Raw genomic sequence first — 16,171 nt, forward strand, 5'->3', positions numbered from 1 at the left:
GAGAAGAACATGATGCTGCCGATCAGGAAGCAGGCGGCGGTCAGCGCGTCGTTGGCGACGCTGGCCGCCTCGTAGCGCTGCCGGACGACGAGCTCAGCGTGGCCGATGTGCAGGGTGAGGCTGCCTGCTCGATGGCGCGGGGACGGGTTCTGGGGCACGGGATCAGACGCTAGTGGAGCCGCGCGGCGCGGCGGCGGTGCGACGAGCCGGTGGCGGGCGCCCTCGCGGGCACAAAATTTGCACAACAGATTCACATTTCATTAGGGTGCCGTCATGCGGTTGGCGAAGTCGACGGATCTGGCACTGCGCGTGGTGATGCGTCTGGCGGTGGCGGGTGACGAGTTGTGCGTCGCCCGGCAGGTCGCCGACGACATGGCCGTTCCCTACAGCCACCTGGCGAAAGTGGTGAACCGCCTCCAGCGGCTCGGTGCGGTGGAGACCTGGCGCGGCCGGGGCGGCGGCCTGGCGCTCACCGGGGCCGGGCGGACGGCGTCGGTGGGCTGGCTCGTGCGCGAGTTCGAGGGCGCGGGGGACGTGGTCGAGTGCGAGGGGGACAACCCGTGCCCGCTGCACCGGGCCTGCCGGCTCCGTTCTGCCCTGCGCTCCGCGCAGGAGGCCTTCTTCGCCACGCTCGACCCGCTGACCGTCTCCGACCTCGTCGAGTCGCCCACAGGGCCCGTCCTGCTGGGAATGGTGGGCCGGGGCCCGGGCGGCGCGGCCGGCTGAGCGCGTGTCACCCGCCACGGGACGGCGTGCCGCGCCGTTGAATATGAATGTGAGATGCATGTTTGGAGTGCGCTGTGAGCACTGACCTGTCACAGAAGTCCGCCGAGATCGTCCGAGCCACTCTTCCGGCCGTCGCCGAGGCGATCGAAGAGGTCTCGGGTCTCTTCTACCGCCGGATGTTCGCGGCGCACCCCGAACTCGGCACCCACCTGTTCAACCGGGGCAACCAGGCGTCCGGCACTCAGCGGCAGGCCCTCGCCGGCTCGATCGCCGCGTACGCGACGGCACTGGTCACCCCTCAGGGGCGGCTCCCCGAGGCCATGCTGACGCGTATCGCGCACAAGCACGCCTCCCTCGGCATCGCTCCCGAGCAGTACGAGATCGTGCGCACCCACCTGTTCGCGGCGCTGGGCGAGGTGCTCGGCGAAGCCGCCACCGACGAGGTGGTCACCGCCTGGGACGAGGTGTACTGGCTGATGGCCGACACGCTGCGGGCGGCCGAACGCGGTCTCTACGCGCAACACGGGGTCGTGGCGGGCGAGGACGGCGGAACCTGGCGCCCCTGGCAGGTGGTCGAGCGGGTCGAGGAGACGGGCGAGACGGCCACCTTCCGGATCCGGCCCGCCGACGGCCGCCCCGCTCCCCGTTTCCGCGCGGGACAGTACGTGTCCGTCCGCGTCGAACTGCCCGACGGAGCCCGGCAGATCCGGCAGTACAGCCTGAGTGGCGCACCCGGTGACCCCGTCCACGCGGTGACCGTCAAGCGGGAGCTGCGCGCGAACGCGCCCGCGGGCGAGGTCTCCCAGCACCTGCACGACCACGTGCGCGCCGGCTCCCGGCTGGAGGTCTCCGCGCCGTACGGCGACCTGGTGCTGCGCACCGAGGACGCACACACCCCCGTGCTGCTCGCCTCGGCGGGCATCGGCTGCACCCCGATCCAGGCGATGCTGCACCAGCTGGTCGACGAGGGACACCAGGGCCCTGTCGTCTCCCTGCACGCGGACCGCACGCCGGGCGACCACGCCCTGCGCGAGGAACGCGCGCGCTTGCTGGCCAAGCTCGCCGACGCGCGCGCCCACACCTGGTACACCGACAGCGACGGCCGCATGGACCTCGCGGAGGTGACCCTCCCGGCCGGTCTGCGCGCCTGTCTGTGCGGCCCGCTCCCCTTCATGCGCGCCCTGCGTGCCCAACTGCTGGAAAGCGGCGTCGCCGCGGACCGCATCCACTACGAGGTCTTCGGGCCCGACATGTGGCTGGCCGGTTGACGGCCGCCTGCGGCAGCGGTTCCCTGACCGGACGGCGACCGCCGGCGCGTGGCAGGCTGACCGTGAAGGCAAGCACCGTCGGACGGAAGGAAGGGCATCTCATGGCGCCGCAGCCGCTGACCCCCGAGGAGACCGAGCAGGCGTTGGCCGGTCTGCCGCACTGGACGACCGACGGCGACAGCGTCTCCCGCTCCTACGCACTGCCCGGCCACCTGCCGGCCGCGGCGATGGCCCTGCACATCGCCGCTCTCCAGGAGGAGCTCAACCACCACTCCGAGCTGACGCTCGGTTACAACTCGCTGTCCGTCACGGTCAACACGCACAGCGTCGGCGGAAAGATCACCGAGCTGGACGTGGCGCTGGCCCGGCGTATCGAGGAGATCGCTCCGGGACACGGGGCCAGCTGAAAGGCCCGGCTCGCGGCGCCACGCGGCCCGCGGCGTCACGCGGCCGGTGGCCCCTTCGGGGGTGCCACCGGCCGCGTGCGCGCGCCCGGGCCGTGGACGTGCCGGGCCCTGGCGGTCAGCCCATCCAGTTCATCGAGTCCGGGTCGGGGCCCAGCCGGGTGTCCGTGTTGAGGGTGGCGATCTCGGCCATGTCCTCGCTGGTGAGCTCGAAGTCGAACAGGTCGAAGTTCTCGCGCACCCGGGACGGGGTGACCGACTTGGGGATCACCACGTTGCCCAGCTGCAGGTGCCAGCGGAGCACCACCTGGGCGACGGTCTTGCCGTGCTTGCCCGCGATCCCGGTCAGCGTCGGGTCGTCGAGCAGGTCACCACCCTGGCCGAGCGGGGACCAGGCCTCGGTGGCGATGCCGTGGTCGGTGTGGTAGGCGCGGGGTACGGACTGCTGGAGCCGCGGGTGGAGCTCGATCTGGTTGATGGCGGGGACCGTGCCGCCGAGCTCGAGCAGCCGGTTGAGGTGGGTCGGCTGGAAGTTGGAGACGCCGATGGCGCGGGCGCGCCCCTCGGCGTAGATCTTCTCGAACGCGCGCCAGCTGTCCGCGTACTTGTCGACCTCGGGCATCGGCCAGTGGATGAGGTAGAGATCCACGAAGTCGAGACCGAGCTTGGCCAGGGAGGCGTCGAAGGCGCGCAGGGTCGAGTCGTGGCCCTGCTCGGAGTTCCACAGCTTGGTGGTGACGAACAGCTCGTCGCGCGGCAGGCCCGAGTCGGCGAGGGCGCGGCCCACGCCTTCCTCGTTCTCGTACGCCGCGGCGGTGTCGATGCTGCGGTAGCCGGACTCCAGCGCCGTGGTCACCGCCGTGGCCGCCTCGTCGGCGGGCACCTGCCAGACGCCGAAGCCGAGCTGCGGCATCTCGACGCCGTTGTTGAGCGTGGTGGTGGGAACGTTGCTCACGCGAGGGGTCCTTACGTTTGTTTCGGCTTCTCTTCGTGCTTGCCCCCCTGATGAACGCTCGACGCCGGGCATCTGTTCCTTCCCGGCCCCTCCCCCCGGCGCGGAGCGCTCGTGCCCCGGGGTACCCCCGATCCGGGCCGCCTCAGCCCCGGCGCCCCGATCCGGGCGGTCAGCCCCGGTACAAGGCCTCTATCTCGGAGGCATAGGCGGTCTCGATCGCGCCCCGCTTCAGCTTCATCGACGGCGTCAGCAGCCCGTCCTCCTCCGTGAAGGGCTGGGCCAGTATCCGGAAGGTGCGGATGGACTCCGCCTGCGAGACCTGGGTGTTCGCCGCGACGACGGCCCGCCGCATCTCCCGCTCCAGGTCCTCGTCCCGCAGCAGCTCGGCGGGGTCCAGACCCGGCTTCTCCCGCATCGCCAGCCAGTGCTGCACGGCTTCCTCGTCGAGGGTGAGCAGCGCGGACACGTACGGCCTGTCGTTGCCCAGCACGATGCACTGGCCGACCAGCGGATGCTCCCGCACCCGGTCCTCCAGCGGTCCCGGGGAGACGCTCTTGCCGCCGGAGGTCACCAGGATCTCCTTCTTGCGGCCGGTGATCGTCAGATAGCCCTGGTCGTCCAGGGAACCCAGGTCGCCGGTGGCGATCCAGCCGCCACGCAGGGCGTTCTGGGTCGCGTGCGGATTGTTGAGATAGCCCCCGAAGACCTGCCCGCCGTACAGCAGGATCTCACCGTCCTCGGCGATCCGCACGGTGGTGCCGGGGACCGGCTGTCCCACCGTGCCGAAGCGGGGGCGCTCCGGCGGGTTCGCGACGGCGGCGGCCGTGGTCTCGGTCAGCCCGTACCCCTCGAAGATCCGCATGCCCGCGCCGTCGAAGAACAGCCCCAGCCGCCGTTCCATGGCCGAGCCGCCCGACATGGCGTACCGGCACCGGCCGCCCATCGCCTCCCGCAGTTTGGTGTAGACGAGCCTGTCGTAGAGCTGATGTTGCATGCGCAGTGCGGCGCCGGGCCCGGGGCCGGTTCCGAACGCCTTGTGTTCGAGCGCCTCCGCGTAGCGGACCGCCACGTCCACGGCCTTCTCGAAGGGGCCCAGCTTGCCGTCGGCCTCGGCCTTGCGGCGGACGCTCTGGAAGATCTTCTCGAACAGGTGCGGTACCGCCTGGATGAAGGTGGGGCGGAAGGCCCGCAGGTCGGGCAGCAGCGCCTTGGCCGTCATCTCCGGCTGGTGCCCCAGCTTGATCCCGCCGCGCACGGCGGCGACCTCCACCATCCGGCCGAAGACGTGGGTCAGCGGCAGGAAGAGCAGCAGAGAGCCCTGTTCGCCGTGCTTGGCGCTGAAGACCTGGTCGTAGCGGGCGACGATGTTGTCGGCCTCGGCCATGAAGTTGGCATGGGTGAGCACGCAGCCCTTGGGGCGTCCCGTGGTTCCTGACGTGTAGATGACGGTGGCGGCGGTGTCGGGGGTCAGCGCCAGCCGGTGCCGGTGGACGACCTCGTCGTCCAGGTGCGCGCCGGCGGCGACGATCTCGTCCATGGCGGCGGCGTCCAGCTGCCACAGCTTTTTCAGCCGCGGCAGCCCGTCGACGACCGACCCGACGGTCATCGCGTGGTCCTCGTGCTCGACCACCGCGGCCGTCACATCGGCGTCGTGCAGCATCCAGGCGACCTGCTCGGCCGAGGAGGTGGGGTAGACGGGGACGGGCTGGGCGCCGATCGACCACAGCGCGAAGTCCAGCAGCGTCCACTCGTACCGCGTACGGGACATCAGCGCGACGCGGTCCCCGAACCGGACGCCCTGGGCCAGCAGGCCCTTCGCCACCGCGACGACCTCGTCGCGGAACCGGGCCGCGGTCACCTCCTGCCACTGGCCGTGCGGGTCCTTGCGGGCCAGCAACGGCAGGGCGGGACGCTTCTCGGCGTGCGCGAAGACAGCGTCGGCCAGCCCGCCCACCTGGGGCTCCGTCGCCAACGCGTCAACGGTGAACTCGCGCAAAGACTCTGCTCCTCGACTGCACAGCGCCACATGGGGCGGTGCGAGTGACCGTATCCGATGGGGCACCATGATCGGCAGGGAGTCCGCGCAGGTCAGTCGGTCAATTGAGGACAGTTCGACGGTGCGGGAGGGGATCGCCGCCAAGTCGTCGCCCGACCCGTCGGGTTTCTGCACGGAACCTTCGCGAGGCTTCGCAAATCTTCGCGAATGCGGGAAGCGAAGTCCGGGCGCGGACCACTGCGGTCCGCGGCGTGGCCGCAGTGGTCCGCGCCCGGCAAGCGCCGGGGGAGCGGGGAGCGAGACGCTTCGGAAACGCGATTCCACCCGTCGGTATCTTGGTGCCCATGCGCCGCCTCGCCCGACACTTGGACCCCTACGTCCTGCTTCTGGTGACCACGGTCCTGATCGCCGTGCTGCTCCCCGCCTCGGGAGGCGTGGCCCAGGGGTTCGGCTGGGCCACCAAAATCGCGGTAGGACTGATCTTCTTCCTCTACGGAGCACGGCTCTCCACCCGCGAGGCTCTGGACGGGCTCAGCCACTGGCGGCTGCACCTGGCCGTCCTGATGTGCACCTTCGTCCTCTTCCCACTGCTGGGCCTCGCCTCGCACGCGCTCGTTCCTTACGTGCTCACGCCAGGGCTCCAGGAAGGGCTCCTCTTCCTCTGCCTCGTCCCCTCCACCATCCAGTCCTCCATAGCCTTCACCGCCATAGCGCGCGGCAACGTGCCGGCGGCCATCTGCGCGGGCACCTACTCCAGCCTCTTCGGAATGGTCGCGACCCCGCTGCTGGCGGCCTGGCTCATCGGCGGGCAGGCGGCTCTGTCCGCCGGCGGCCTGATCGAGATCGGCTGCCAGTTGCTCGCGCCCTTCGTCGCGGGCCAGCTCGTGCGGCGCTGGCTCATCGGCTTCCTCACCCGCCACAAACGGGTGCTCGGCTACGTGGACCGCTCCTCGGTACTCCTCGTCGTCTACACCGCCTTCAGCCAGGGCATGACGGAGGGCATCTGGGGCCGGGTCACGCCGGTTCGGCTGCTGGCGCTGCTGGGCGTCGAGGCCGTCCTGCTCGCGCTCATGCTGACCCTGACCTGGTTCGGCTCGCGCCGGCTGGGCTTCGAGCGGCCCGACCGCCTCGCCCTCTGTTTCGCCGGCTCGAAGAAGTCACTGGCCGCGGGGCTGCCCATGGCCAGCGTCCTGTTCGGCGCCCAGGCCAGCGTCGCGGTACTGCCGCTCATGCTCTTCCACCAGATGCAGCTCATGGTCTGCGCCTACCTCGCCCGCCGCTGGGCGCCGGACGAAGAGGCGGAAGAGGGGGAAGAGAGAGAAGAGGGGGAGGCCGGGGAGGAGCGGGCGACCGGCGCGGCAGGGGCCCCGGCGGGTGCCTTGCCGACGGCCGCCGCGCCGTCCCCGGCACGTCCCGCCGGGCGTGGCCGCGCCTTCGGGCCGGAGTGACGGCCCTGGCCCGGCGGTGGGAGTGGCGGCGCCCGCCCGGCGGCCGGCCCGACGGCGCCCGCTCGGCGGTGGGAGTGGCGGCCTCGGCCCGCGGTGGGAGTGGCGGCCTCGGCCCGGCGGTGGGAGTGATGGCGCCCGCCCGCGGCGGAAGTGACGGCCCTGGCCCGGCGGCGGGAGTGGCGGCCTCGGCCCGGCGGCGGGAGTGATGGCGCCCGCCCGGCGGTGGGATTGACGGCGGCGGGAGTGGCGGCCTCGGCCCGGCGGCCGGAGTGGCGGCGCCCGCCCGGAGGTGGGAGTGAAGATGCCCGCCCGGCGGTGGGAGTGACGGCGCCCGCCCGGAGGTGGGAGTGAAGATGCCCGCCCGGCGGCGGGAGTGAAGGTGCCCGCCCGCGGCGGAAGTGACGGCCCTGGCCCGGCGGCGGGAGTGGCGGCCTCGGCCCGGCGGTGGAAGTGACGGCGCCCGCCCGGCGGCGCGAGTGACGGCCCTGGCCCGGCGGCGCGAGTGACGGCCCCGGCCCGGCGGCGGGAGTGACGGCCCCGGCCTGCGGTGGGAGCGACTGTCTCGGCCCGGCGGCCGGAGTGGTGGTCCGGGGCGCGTGGACGGGGTGCGGCCCGCGGTCCCGGCGCGGGTGCCGGCTTCAGTCGGTGCTCACCGGCAGCGCCAGCCGGTGGGCGCCCGCGTAGACGTTCATGGACGTGCCGCGCAGGAAGCCGACCAGGGTCAGGCCCGTCTCCTCGGCCAGGTCCACCGCGAGGGAGGAGGGCGCCGAGACGGCGGCCAGCACGGGAACGCCCGCCATCACCGCCTTCTGGGCCAGCTCGAACGAGGCCCGGCCCGACACCATCAGCAGCGCGTCCCGCAGCGGCAGCGCCCCGCTCTGCACGGCGCGCCCGACCAGCTTGTCCACGGCGTTGTGGCGGCCCACGTCCTCGCGCACGTCCAGGAGCTCGCCCGTGGGGGAGAACAGCGCCGCCGCGTGCAGGCCGCCCGTACGGTCGAAGACCCGCTGCGCCGCGCGCAGCCGCTCGGGCAGCGCCGCCAGCAGGTCGAGGCCCAGACCGCCGGGGCGTTCGGCCTCCAGCCGCCAGCGCGTCGTCGTCCGTACGGCGTCCAGGCTGGCCTTGCCGCACAGCCCGCACGAGGACGTCGTGTAGACGTTGCGCTCCAGCGCGATGTCGGGGACGGGTACGCCCGGTGCCAGTCGCACGTCGACGACGTTGTAGGTGTTGCCGCCCTCGTCCCGGGCGCCGCCGCAGTAGACGATGGTGGCCAGTTCGTCCGCCGCACCGATGACGCCTTCGCTGACGAGGAAGCCGGCGGCCAGCGCGAAGTCGTCACCCGGGGTGCGCATGGTGATCGCCAGCGGTTTCCCGTTCAGCCGGATCTCCAGCGGCTCCTCCGCCACCAACGTGTCGGGCCGCGTGCTGACGGCACCGTCCCGCACCCGGATGACCGGGCGCCGCTCGGTGACCCTGCCCATGTCGCCTCACCTCCGTGCCCCGACCTTAAGCGAGGAGTCGGACAGAGGAAGGAGCGGCCCTTTGTCCACTGGCGGGAAAAAGTCGCGCTGGTTAACGCATAACTTCTTCCCAACCCCGGCTCCCACTGCTACGTTCCCCGTGCATTCCCGGACGTGATGCCGACACAGGCGGCTGGAGGGGTAGCGGTGAGGCGCATGACTGCACGGCCCGCGAACGCGCACCAGGCGCGGCTGCTCCGCCTGCTGCGCGACGGCGGTCCGCGCTCACGCGCCGAACTCGGCGACCGCGTCGACCTGTCCCGCTCCAAACTGGCCGTCGAGGTCGACCGGCTACTGGAGACGGGCCTCGTCGTCGCCGACGGGCTCGCCGCCTCGCGCGGCGGGCGGCGCTCGCACAACATCCGTCTCGCTCCGCAACTGCGCTTCCTCGGCGTCGACATCGGGGCCACCTCGATCGACGTCGCCGTCACCAACCCCGAGTTGGAGATCCTCGGCCACATCAACCAGCCCATGGACGTCCGCGAGGGCCCTGTCGCGGTCTTCGACCAGGTGCTGGCGATGGTGGCCAAGCTGCGCGACAGCGGCGTCGCCGAGGGGTTCGACGGCGCGGGCATCGGCGTGCCGGGCCCCGTCCGCTTCCCCGAGGGCGTCCCCGTCGCCCCACCGATCATGCCGGGCTGGGACGGCTTCCCCGTGCGGGAGGCGCTCAGCCAGGAACTGGGCTGCCCGGTGATGGTCGACAACGACGTGAACCTGATGGCCATGGGCGAGATGCAGGCCGGAGTGGCCCGCTCCGTGCAGGACTTCTTCTGCGTCAAGATCGGTACCGGCATCGGCTGCGGCGTCGTCGTGGGCGGTGACGTCCACCACGGCACCACCGGCAGTGCGGGCGACATCGGCCATATCCAGGTCGAGCCGGAAGGACGCCAGTGCGCCTGCGGCAACCGCGGCTGCCTGGAGGCCTACTTCGGCGGCGCCGCCCTCGCCCGGGACGCCGAGGAAGCGGCCCGCGAGGGGCGCTCCGCGGAACTGGCCCGCCTGCTGGAGGCGAACGGCCGGCTCGGCGCCGCCGACATCGCCGTCGCCGCGTCCGCCGGAGACGGCACCTCCCTCGATCTCATCCGCGAGGGCGGGGCCCGCGCGGGCCAGGTCATCGCCGGGCTCGTCAGCTTCTTCAACCCGGCTCTCGTCGTCATCGGGGGTGGAGTCACCGGACTCGGACACACCCTGCTGGCCAGCATCCGCACCCAGGTCTACCGCCAGTCGCTGCCCTTGGCGACCGGCAACCTTCCCATCGTGCTGGGCGAGTTGGGGCAGGTCGCGGGGGTGACGGGAGCGGCCCGACTCACCAGCGACCACCTGTTCTCACCCGCGTAGCACCCGAGGCACGGCGCCACCCCACCTCGCACAGCGGCCCCGCCGCCGAGCACCACCCCGCACCGAGCACCACCCCGCACCGAGCACCACGGCACGGCACGGCTCCCCGCATGACCGCACGGCCCGGCTCCACGCGTCACCGCACGGCGAGAGACACCACGCACCGTCGCACAGCGCAGCTCCACGCACCGTCGCACAGCGAGAGACACCACGCACCGCCGCACAGCGCACCACGCACGGCTTTGAGCACGCACGCCCCACCAGTACGAGCACCGCACAGCGCACCCCGTACGGCCCTGGGACGGAGGTCCTGCATGCCCCTGCTGACGATGTCCTCAATCACCAAGTCCTTTCCTGGTGTCCGAGCGCTCGACGGCGTGGACCTCGACGTGGAGGAAGGTGAGGTCCACTGTCTGCTCGGCCAGAACGGCGCGGGCAAATCCACCCTGATCAAGGTCCTCTCCGGGGCCCACCAGCCCGACGAGGGAGAGATCACCTGGCGCGGCGATCCCGTGCGGTTGCCCACGCCCGTCTCCGCGATGCGCCTGGGGATCGCCACCATCTACCAGGAACTCGACCTGGTCGAGCACGTCTCGGTCGCCGAGAACGTCTTCCTCGGCCACGAGGTCGCCACCCGCGGCGTCATCAGGCCCCGCGAGGCGCGGAGCCGCACCGCCGAACTGCTGGCCCGCCTCGGCCACCCGGAGATCGACCCGGGAGCGCTCGTCGGCTCGCTGTCCGCCGCCGGAGCGCAGATCGTCTCGATGGCCCGCGCGCTCTCCCACGACGTCCGGCTGATCATCATGGACGAGCCGTCGGCGGCGCTCGACCCGGATGAGGTCGACAACCTCTTCCGCATCGTCGCAAGCCTGACCGCGGAGGGGGTGGCCGTCGTCTACATCTCCCACAGGCTGGAGGAGATCCGCCGCATCGGCGACCGCGTCTCCGTCCTCAAGGACGGCCGCGTCGTCGCCCGCGACCTGCCGGCCCGCACCACGCCCACCGACGACCTCGTCGCCCGGATGACCGGACGCGACGTGCGCAGCGCGTTCCCCGCCAAGCCCGGTGGCCCGGCTCAGGCCGAACCCGTGCTGCGCGCCGAAGGCCTCGCCAGGGAGGGGGAGTTCGCCCCACTGGACCTGGAGCTGCGGCCCGGCGAGATCGTCGGGCTCGCCGGGCTGGTCGGCTCGGGCCGCTCGGAGATCCTGGAGACGCTGTACGGGGCGCGCCGGCCCACGGCGGGACGGGTACTGGTCGACGGCAAGCCGCTGCGGCCAGGCAGCATCCCGGCCGCGGTCCGCGCCGGCATCGGGCTGGCGCCCGAGGAGCGCAAGTCGCAGGCGCTGCTGATGCTGGAGTCGGTCACCCGCAACGTCTCCGTCTCCTCGCTGCCCCGCTTCGCCCGCGGAGGCTGGCTCGACCGCGGCCGTGAGCGGGCCGCGGCACACCGGCACACCCGCGACCTGGCCCTCCACCCCGACGCCCCCGAGCGTGCGGTGAGCACCTTCTCGGGCGGCAACCAGCAAAAGGCCGTCCTCGCCCGCTGGCTGCTGCACGGCTGTCGGGTGCTGCTGCTGGACGAGCCGACGCGCGGCGTGGACGTCGGCGCGCGCGCGGAGCTGTACGCCGTCATCCGGCGGCTGGCCGACGAGGGGGTGTGCGTGCTGCTCGTCTCCAGCGAACTGCCCGAAGTCCTCGGTCTCGCCGACCGGGTGCTGGTGCTGAAAGAGGGCCGCGTCGTGCACACGGCCCCCGCCCACGAACTGGACGAGCACCGTGTGCTCGACCTCGTGATGGAAGGCGCCCCGGCATGAGGGGCCTGCCTCCTTCCGCCCACGCGCGCACGGGTTGTGGGCACGCGTCCCGCGGGGCGGGGCAGGTGGGCACGACCGCCACCCGCACCCGGCGACGGCGAGCACTTCCCACAGGACCACTCCGCCCCAGAGGTGACCGCACATGAACGCAGACGCACCCACCAGCGTGGCCGGCAAACCCACACCCACCGAGGCGAAGAAGGAGCCTCCGGCGAGACGCCGGATGCGCTTCGACGTGAGGCAGCTCTCCCTCGTCGGCGTCCTGCTCGCCCTCGCGGTCGTCGGCGCGCTCACCAAGCCCGACGAGTTCCTGGCCGGGGAGAACCTCCGCCTGATCCTCACCCAGGCCTCCGTCATCGGCGTCGTCACCGTCGGCGTGACGTTCGTGATCATCGGCGGCGGCATCGACCTGTCCGTCGGCGCGATCGTCGCCCTCGCCTCCGTGTGGGCCACGACGGTGGCCACCCAGGACTTCGGGCTCGCCGGGATGCTGCTGTGCAGCCTGCTGGTGGGCCTCGGCTGCGGGCTCGTCAACGGGCTGCTCATCGCCTACGGGCCGATGGTGCCGTTCATCGCGACGCTGGCCATGCTCGCCTCGGCCCGCGGCCTGGCGCTGCAGATCAGCGACGGCAACACGCAGGTCGTCAAGGTCGACGCCGTCCTCGACCTGGGCATCAAGGACTCCTACGTGCTCGGTATCCCGCCGATCGTGCTGGTCTTCGCCCTCGTGTGCGTCGTCGGCTGGCTGGTGCTCAACCGCACCACCTTCGGGCGCCGCACGGTGGCCGTCGGCGGCAACGCGGAGGCCTCCCGGCTGGCGGGGATCGCCGTCAAGCGCCAGCGGCTGCTGCTCTACCTGCTGTCCGGGCTGTGCTGCGGCATCGCCGCGTTCATGCTGATCATTCTCACCGGTTCGGGCCAGAACACCAACGGCAACCTGTACGAACTCGACGCCATCGCCGCGGCCATCATCGGCGGCACCCTGCTCAGCGGCGGCCGGGGCACCATTCTCGGCTCGGTGCTCGGCGTCCTGGTCTTCACCACCATCACCAACCTGTTCGCCCTCAACAACCTCCAGACGGACATCCAGCAGATCGCCAAGGGCGCGATCATCGTCGCGGCCGTCCTGGTCCAGAAGGGTCGTTCCACGTCATGACCGATAACCCACGCGTTCCCCGGGCGGCCACCAGCCGCAGAAACATGCTCTTCGGCACGGCGGCCGGTGCGGCCCTCCTGGCCACGGGCTGCACCAGCAACGAGAACAACGACGGCAAGGAGGAGTCGTCCGGCGCGCAGGTGGCCGACTCCAAGCCGGGCAAGAAGGTCACCATCGGCTTCGCGGGCCCGCAGGCCGACCACGGCTGGCTCAACGCCATCACCACGCAGGCCAAGAACCGCGCCAAGAAGTACGAGGACGTCACCCTGGAGGCCACCGAGGGCTCCAACGACAACGCCACCCAGGTCGGCCAGGTCGAGACGCTGATCAACAAGAAGGTCGACGTCCTCGTCGTCCTGCCCGCCGACGGCAAGGCCCTCACCCAGGCGGGGCTCAAGGCGATGCGCGCCGGGATACTCGTCGTCAACCTGGACCGCATCTTCTCCACGCAGCAGGCGTACCGGTGCTGGATCGGCGGCGACAACTACGGCATGGGCCTCAACGCCGGGCACTACATCGGCGAACAGCTCAAGGACAAGAAGAAGGCCAAGGTCGTCGAGCTGGCCGGCATCGACAACCTGGAGCTGACCCGGCAGCGCACCAAGGGGTTCGACGACGCGCTCAAGAACTACCCGAACATCGAGAAGGTGGCCCGCCAGGCGGCCGAGTTCACCGTCGAGTCGGGTCAGCAGAAGATGTCCGCGCTGCTCCAGGCGCAGAAGAGCTTCGACGCGCTGTGGAACCACGACGACGACCAGGGCGTCGGCGCCGAACGCGCCATCAAGCAGGCGGGCCGCGACGAGTTCATCATGGTCGGCGGCGCGGGCTCCAAGCGCGTGATGGAGGCCATCAAGAAGGACGACAGCGTGGTGAAGGCCACCGTCCTCTACCCGCCCACCATGGCCGCCTCCGCCATCGACCTGGCCCGCGCGCTGGGCCAGGGCAAGGGCATCGCCGGCATGGCCGAGTACGAGATCCCCGCGCAGGTCACCCTCTACTCGGCCGTGGTGACGAAGAAGAACGTCGACGAGTACCTCCCGATCGGCTTCACCTGACGGGCAGGCCCGGCCGCCGTACCCGCCCACCGCCCGCGCGGGCCGGTACGGGCCCCCACCGGCCGGCCGGGCCCAGCCGGAATCGCTGACGCAGACGGGAGCCCCGGGCACCGCCACCGCCGCGCCGCACCACGGCGCGGTCCCGCGCCCCGGGAGCCGCAAACCCGACAGGGAGGACCTTCATGCCGTACGACAGCACCGCGCCCGCCACCGCGCCGCCCCTGGGCGTGGGCATGGTCGGCTACGCGTTCATGGGCCAGGCGCACTCGCAGGGCTGGCGCACCGTGGGCCGGGTCTTCGACCTGCCGCTCACCCCGGCGCTGGCGGCCGTGTGCGGGCGCGATCCGGCCGCCGTGCGCGCCGCCGCACAACGCCTGGGCTGGGCGGCGGCCGAGACCGACTGGCGCGCCCTGATCGCGCGCGACGACGTCCAGCTCGTCGACGTGTGCACGCCCGGCGACAGCCATGCCGAGATCGCCATCGCGGCCCTGGAGGCCGGCAAGCACGTGCTGTGCGAGAAACCGCTGGCCAACACCGTCACCGAGGCGGAGGCCATGGCCGCGGCGGCGCGGGCCGCGCGCGCACGCGGGCAGGTCGCCATGGTCGGCTTCAACTACCGCCGCACACCGGCGCTCGCGCTCGCCCGCCGCATGGTGGCCGAGGGCCGCCTGGGCGATGTCCGGCACGTGCGGGTCAGCTACCTCCAGGACTGGCTGGTGGATCCGGACTTCCCGCTCGCCTGGCGGCTGCGCAAGGAGGCCGCGGGCTCCGGCGCACTCGGCGACCTGGGCGCGCACGCCATCGACATCGCCCAGCACGTGGCCGGCTCCCCGCTGGCGGGCGTCTCCGCACAGACGGAGACGTTCGTGAAGGAGCGCCCGCTGGGCGACGGCGCCCCCGCAGGGGAACGCGGACCCGTCACGGTGGACGACGCGGCCGTCTTCACCGGCCGGCTCGTCAGCGGCGCACTGGCCTCCTTCGAGGTGACCCGCGTCGCCGCGGGCCGCAAGAACGCGCTCCGCGTCGAGCTGAACGGCACCGCCGGCTCCCTCGCCTTCGACCTGGAACGCCTCAACGAGCTGGAGTTCCACGACCACACCCAGGCGGCGGGCGAGTCGGGCTTCCGCCGCATCCTCGTCACCGAGCACGACCACCCCTACCTGGAGGCCTGGTGGCCGCCGGGGCACGGGCTCGGCTACGAGCACACCTTCACCCACCAGGCGCGCGACCTCGTGCACGCCATCGCGACGGGCGCCCGGCCCGCCCCCTCCTTCGAGGACGGGCTCCAGGTGCAGAAGGTGCTGGCCGCCGTCGAGGAGAGCGCCGAGAAGAACTGCGTCTACACGCCGGTGGAGAACCCGGCAACCGCCTAGGAGGTCACCGTGGCACGTAAGTTCACCCTCTTCACCGGCCAGTGGGCCGACCTCCCCCTGGAGGAGGTCTGCCGGCTGGCCCGCGACTTCGGTTACGACGGGCTCGAACTCGCCTGCTGGGGCGACCACTTCGAGGTCGACCGGGCGCTCGGCGAGCCGGGATACGTGGACGGGCGGCGCCGGCTGCTGGAGAAGTACGGTCTCGACTGCTGGGCCGTCTCCAACCACCTGACCGGACAGGCCGTCTGCGACCACCCCATCGACGAGCGGCACCAGGCCATCGTCGCGCCCCGCATCTGGGGTGACGGCGACCCCGAGGGCGTACGCCGGCGGGCCGCGACCGAGATGAAGGACACCGCGCGGGCGGCTGCCGCGCTCGGCGTGGACACGGTCATCGGCTTCACCGGGTCCTCCATCTGGCACCTGGTGGCCATGTTCCCGCCGACCCCGCCGCAGATGGTCGACCGCGGCTACGAGGACTTCGCCGAGCGGTGGAACCCCATCCTCGACGTGTTCGACGCGGAGGGCGTCAGGTTCGCGCACGAGGTGCACCCCAGCGAGATCGCCTACGACTACTGGACGACGCAGCGCGCGCTGGAGGCGGTCGGGAACAGGAGCGCGTTCGGGCTCAACTTCGACCCCTCGCACTTCGTGTGGCAGGACCTCGACCCGGCCGGTTTCCTGTACGACTACCGGGACCGCATCTACCACGTCGACTGCAAGGAGGCCCGGCGCCGGCTGGACGGCCGCAACGGCAGGCTGGGCTCCCACCTGCCGTGGGGCGACCCGCGGCGGGGCTGGGACTTCGTCTCCGCCGGGCACGGCGACGTCGCCTGGGAGGACGTGTTCCGCATGCTGCGGGCCATCGGCTACGAGGGGCCGGTGTCCGTGGAGTGGGAGGACGCGGGCATGGACCGCCTCGTCGGCGCCCCCGAGGCGCTGGCCCGGCTTCGGGCCTACGACTACGAGCCGCCGAGCGCCTCCTTCGACGCGGCCTTCGGCAACTGACCCCCAGCCCCGCCCTTTCACCGTTTCCTGGGGGCACCTCCCGGCCGAAGGCTGGGGGAAGGCTGATTTCAGCCCGTCCGGCATATGAGGACCGGGGGTCTGCTGGGGGA

General features: G+C 72.1%; 14 protein-coding genes. 10 read left to right on the forward strand and 4 right to left on the reverse strand.

Features of this window, described 5'->3' with window-relative positions:
• A partial coding sequence (locus AB8Z75_RS19810; protein ID WP_369203814.1) for a YrhK family protein occupies positions 1-254 on the reverse strand: 254 nt, incomplete at its 3' end.
• Positions 255-273: 19 nt separating this feature from the next.
• Between AB8Z75_RS19810 and AB8Z75_RS19815 the strand changes: the two genes are divergently transcribed.
• The 3 genes from AB8Z75_RS19815 to AB8Z75_RS19825 all read left to right on the forward strand — a co-directional run bounded on the left by AB8Z75_RS19815 (position 274) and on the right by AB8Z75_RS19825 (position 2,401).
• Complete coding sequence (locus AB8Z75_RS19815) at positions 274-726, forward strand: Rrf2 family transcriptional regulator (protein ID WP_369203816.1); 453 nt, start codon at positions 274-276, stop codon at positions 724-726.
• Positions 727-800: 74 nt separating this feature from the next.
• Entirely contained in the window at positions 801-1,994 is a 1,194-nt protein-coding gene (locus AB8Z75_RS19820; protein ID WP_369203818.1) for a globin domain-containing protein, read from the forward strand.
• 101 nt (positions 1,995-2,095) lie between these two features.
• Positions 2,096-2,401: a 4a-hydroxytetrahydrobiopterin dehydratase gene (locus AB8Z75_RS19825; RefSeq protein WP_369203819.1), complete on the forward strand. Its 306-nt coding sequence runs from the start codon at positions 2,096-2,098 to the stop codon at positions 2,399-2,401.
• Between the two features lie 115 nt (positions 2,402-2,516).
• Here the strand turns inward: AB8Z75_RS19825 and AB8Z75_RS19830 are convergent, their stop codons facing one another.
• Both AB8Z75_RS19830 and AB8Z75_RS19835 read right to left on the reverse strand, forming a co-directional pair.
• Positions 2,517-3,353, reverse strand: a complete 837-nt coding sequence (locus tag AB8Z75_RS19830) for an aldo/keto reductase (RefSeq protein ID WP_369203821.1) — start codon at positions 3,351-3,353, stop codon at positions 2,517-2,519.
• Positions 3,354-3,522: 169 nt separating this feature from the next.
• Positions 3,523-5,349 (reverse strand): long-chain fatty acid--CoA ligase, encoded by a 1,827-nt coding sequence (locus tag AB8Z75_RS19835; protein ID WP_369203823.1) that lies wholly within the window; start codon positions 5,347-5,349, stop codon positions 3,523-3,525.
• A gap of 344 nt (positions 5,350-5,693) precedes the next feature.
• On the opposite strand from AB8Z75_RS19835, the gene AB8Z75_RS19840 reads away from it, so the two are divergent.
• Positions 5,694-6,797 (forward strand): bile acid:sodium symporter family protein, encoded by a 1,104-nt coding sequence (locus AB8Z75_RS19840; RefSeq protein ID WP_369203825.1) that lies wholly within the window; start codon positions 5,694-5,696, stop codon positions 6,795-6,797.
• Positions 6,798-7,435: 638 nt separating this feature from the next.
• Here AB8Z75_RS19840 and fdhD read toward each other — a convergent pair.
• Entirely contained in the window at positions 7,436-8,278 is an 843-nt protein-coding gene (fdhD, locus tag AB8Z75_RS19845) for a formate dehydrogenase accessory sulfurtransferase FdhD (protein ID WP_369203827.1), read from the reverse strand.
• A 195-nt stretch (positions 8,279-8,473) separates the two neighbouring features.
• On the opposite strand from fdhD, the gene AB8Z75_RS19850 reads away from it, so the two are divergent.
• The 6 genes from AB8Z75_RS19850 to AB8Z75_RS19875 all read left to right on the forward strand — a co-directional run bounded on the left by AB8Z75_RS19850 (position 8,474) and on the right by AB8Z75_RS19875 (position 16,061).
• A complete protein-coding gene (locus AB8Z75_RS19850) occupies positions 8,474-9,655 on the forward strand; it encodes an ROK family protein (protein ID WP_369203829.1) in 1,182 nt (393 codons plus the stop codon).
• Positions 9,656-9,969: 314 nt separating this feature from the next.
• Entirely contained in the window at positions 9,970-11,469 is a 1,500-nt protein-coding gene (locus AB8Z75_RS19855; RefSeq protein WP_369203831.1) for a sugar ABC transporter ATP-binding protein, read from the forward strand.
• A 142-nt stretch (positions 11,470-11,611) separates the two neighbouring features.
• Positions 11,612-12,625, forward strand: a complete 1,014-nt coding sequence (locus AB8Z75_RS19860) for an ABC transporter permease (protein ID WP_369203833.1) — start codon at positions 11,612-11,614, stop codon at positions 12,623-12,625.
• The gene (locus tag AB8Z75_RS19865) at positions 12,622-13,680 is read left to right on the forward strand and encodes a substrate-binding domain-containing protein (protein ID WP_369203835.1); all 1,059 of its coding nucleotides are present in this window, start codon (positions 12,622-12,624) and stop codon (positions 13,678-13,680) included. The genes AB8Z75_RS19860 and AB8Z75_RS19865 overlap by 4 nt, the downstream gene beginning before the upstream one ends.
• A 182-nt stretch (positions 13,681-13,862) precedes the next feature.
• Positions 13,863-15,053: a Gfo/Idh/MocA family protein gene (locus AB8Z75_RS19870; RefSeq protein WP_369203837.1), complete on the forward strand. Its 1,191-nt coding sequence runs from the start codon at positions 13,863-13,865 to the stop codon at positions 15,051-15,053.
• A 9-nt stretch (positions 15,054-15,062) separates the two neighbouring features.
• Positions 15,063-16,061 carry a sugar phosphate isomerase/epimerase family protein gene (locus AB8Z75_RS19875; RefSeq protein WP_369203839.1) on the forward strand — a complete coding sequence of 333 codons (999 nt, stop codon included), beginning with the start codon at positions 15,063-15,065 and terminating at the stop codon, positions 16,059-16,061.
• Positions 16,062-16,171: the final 110 nt, after the last annotated feature.

It is taken from the genome of Streptomyces sp. PU-14G, assembly GCF_041028275.1.
GTDB lineage: Bacteria > Actinomycetota > Actinomycetes > Streptomycetales > Streptomycetaceae > Streptomyces.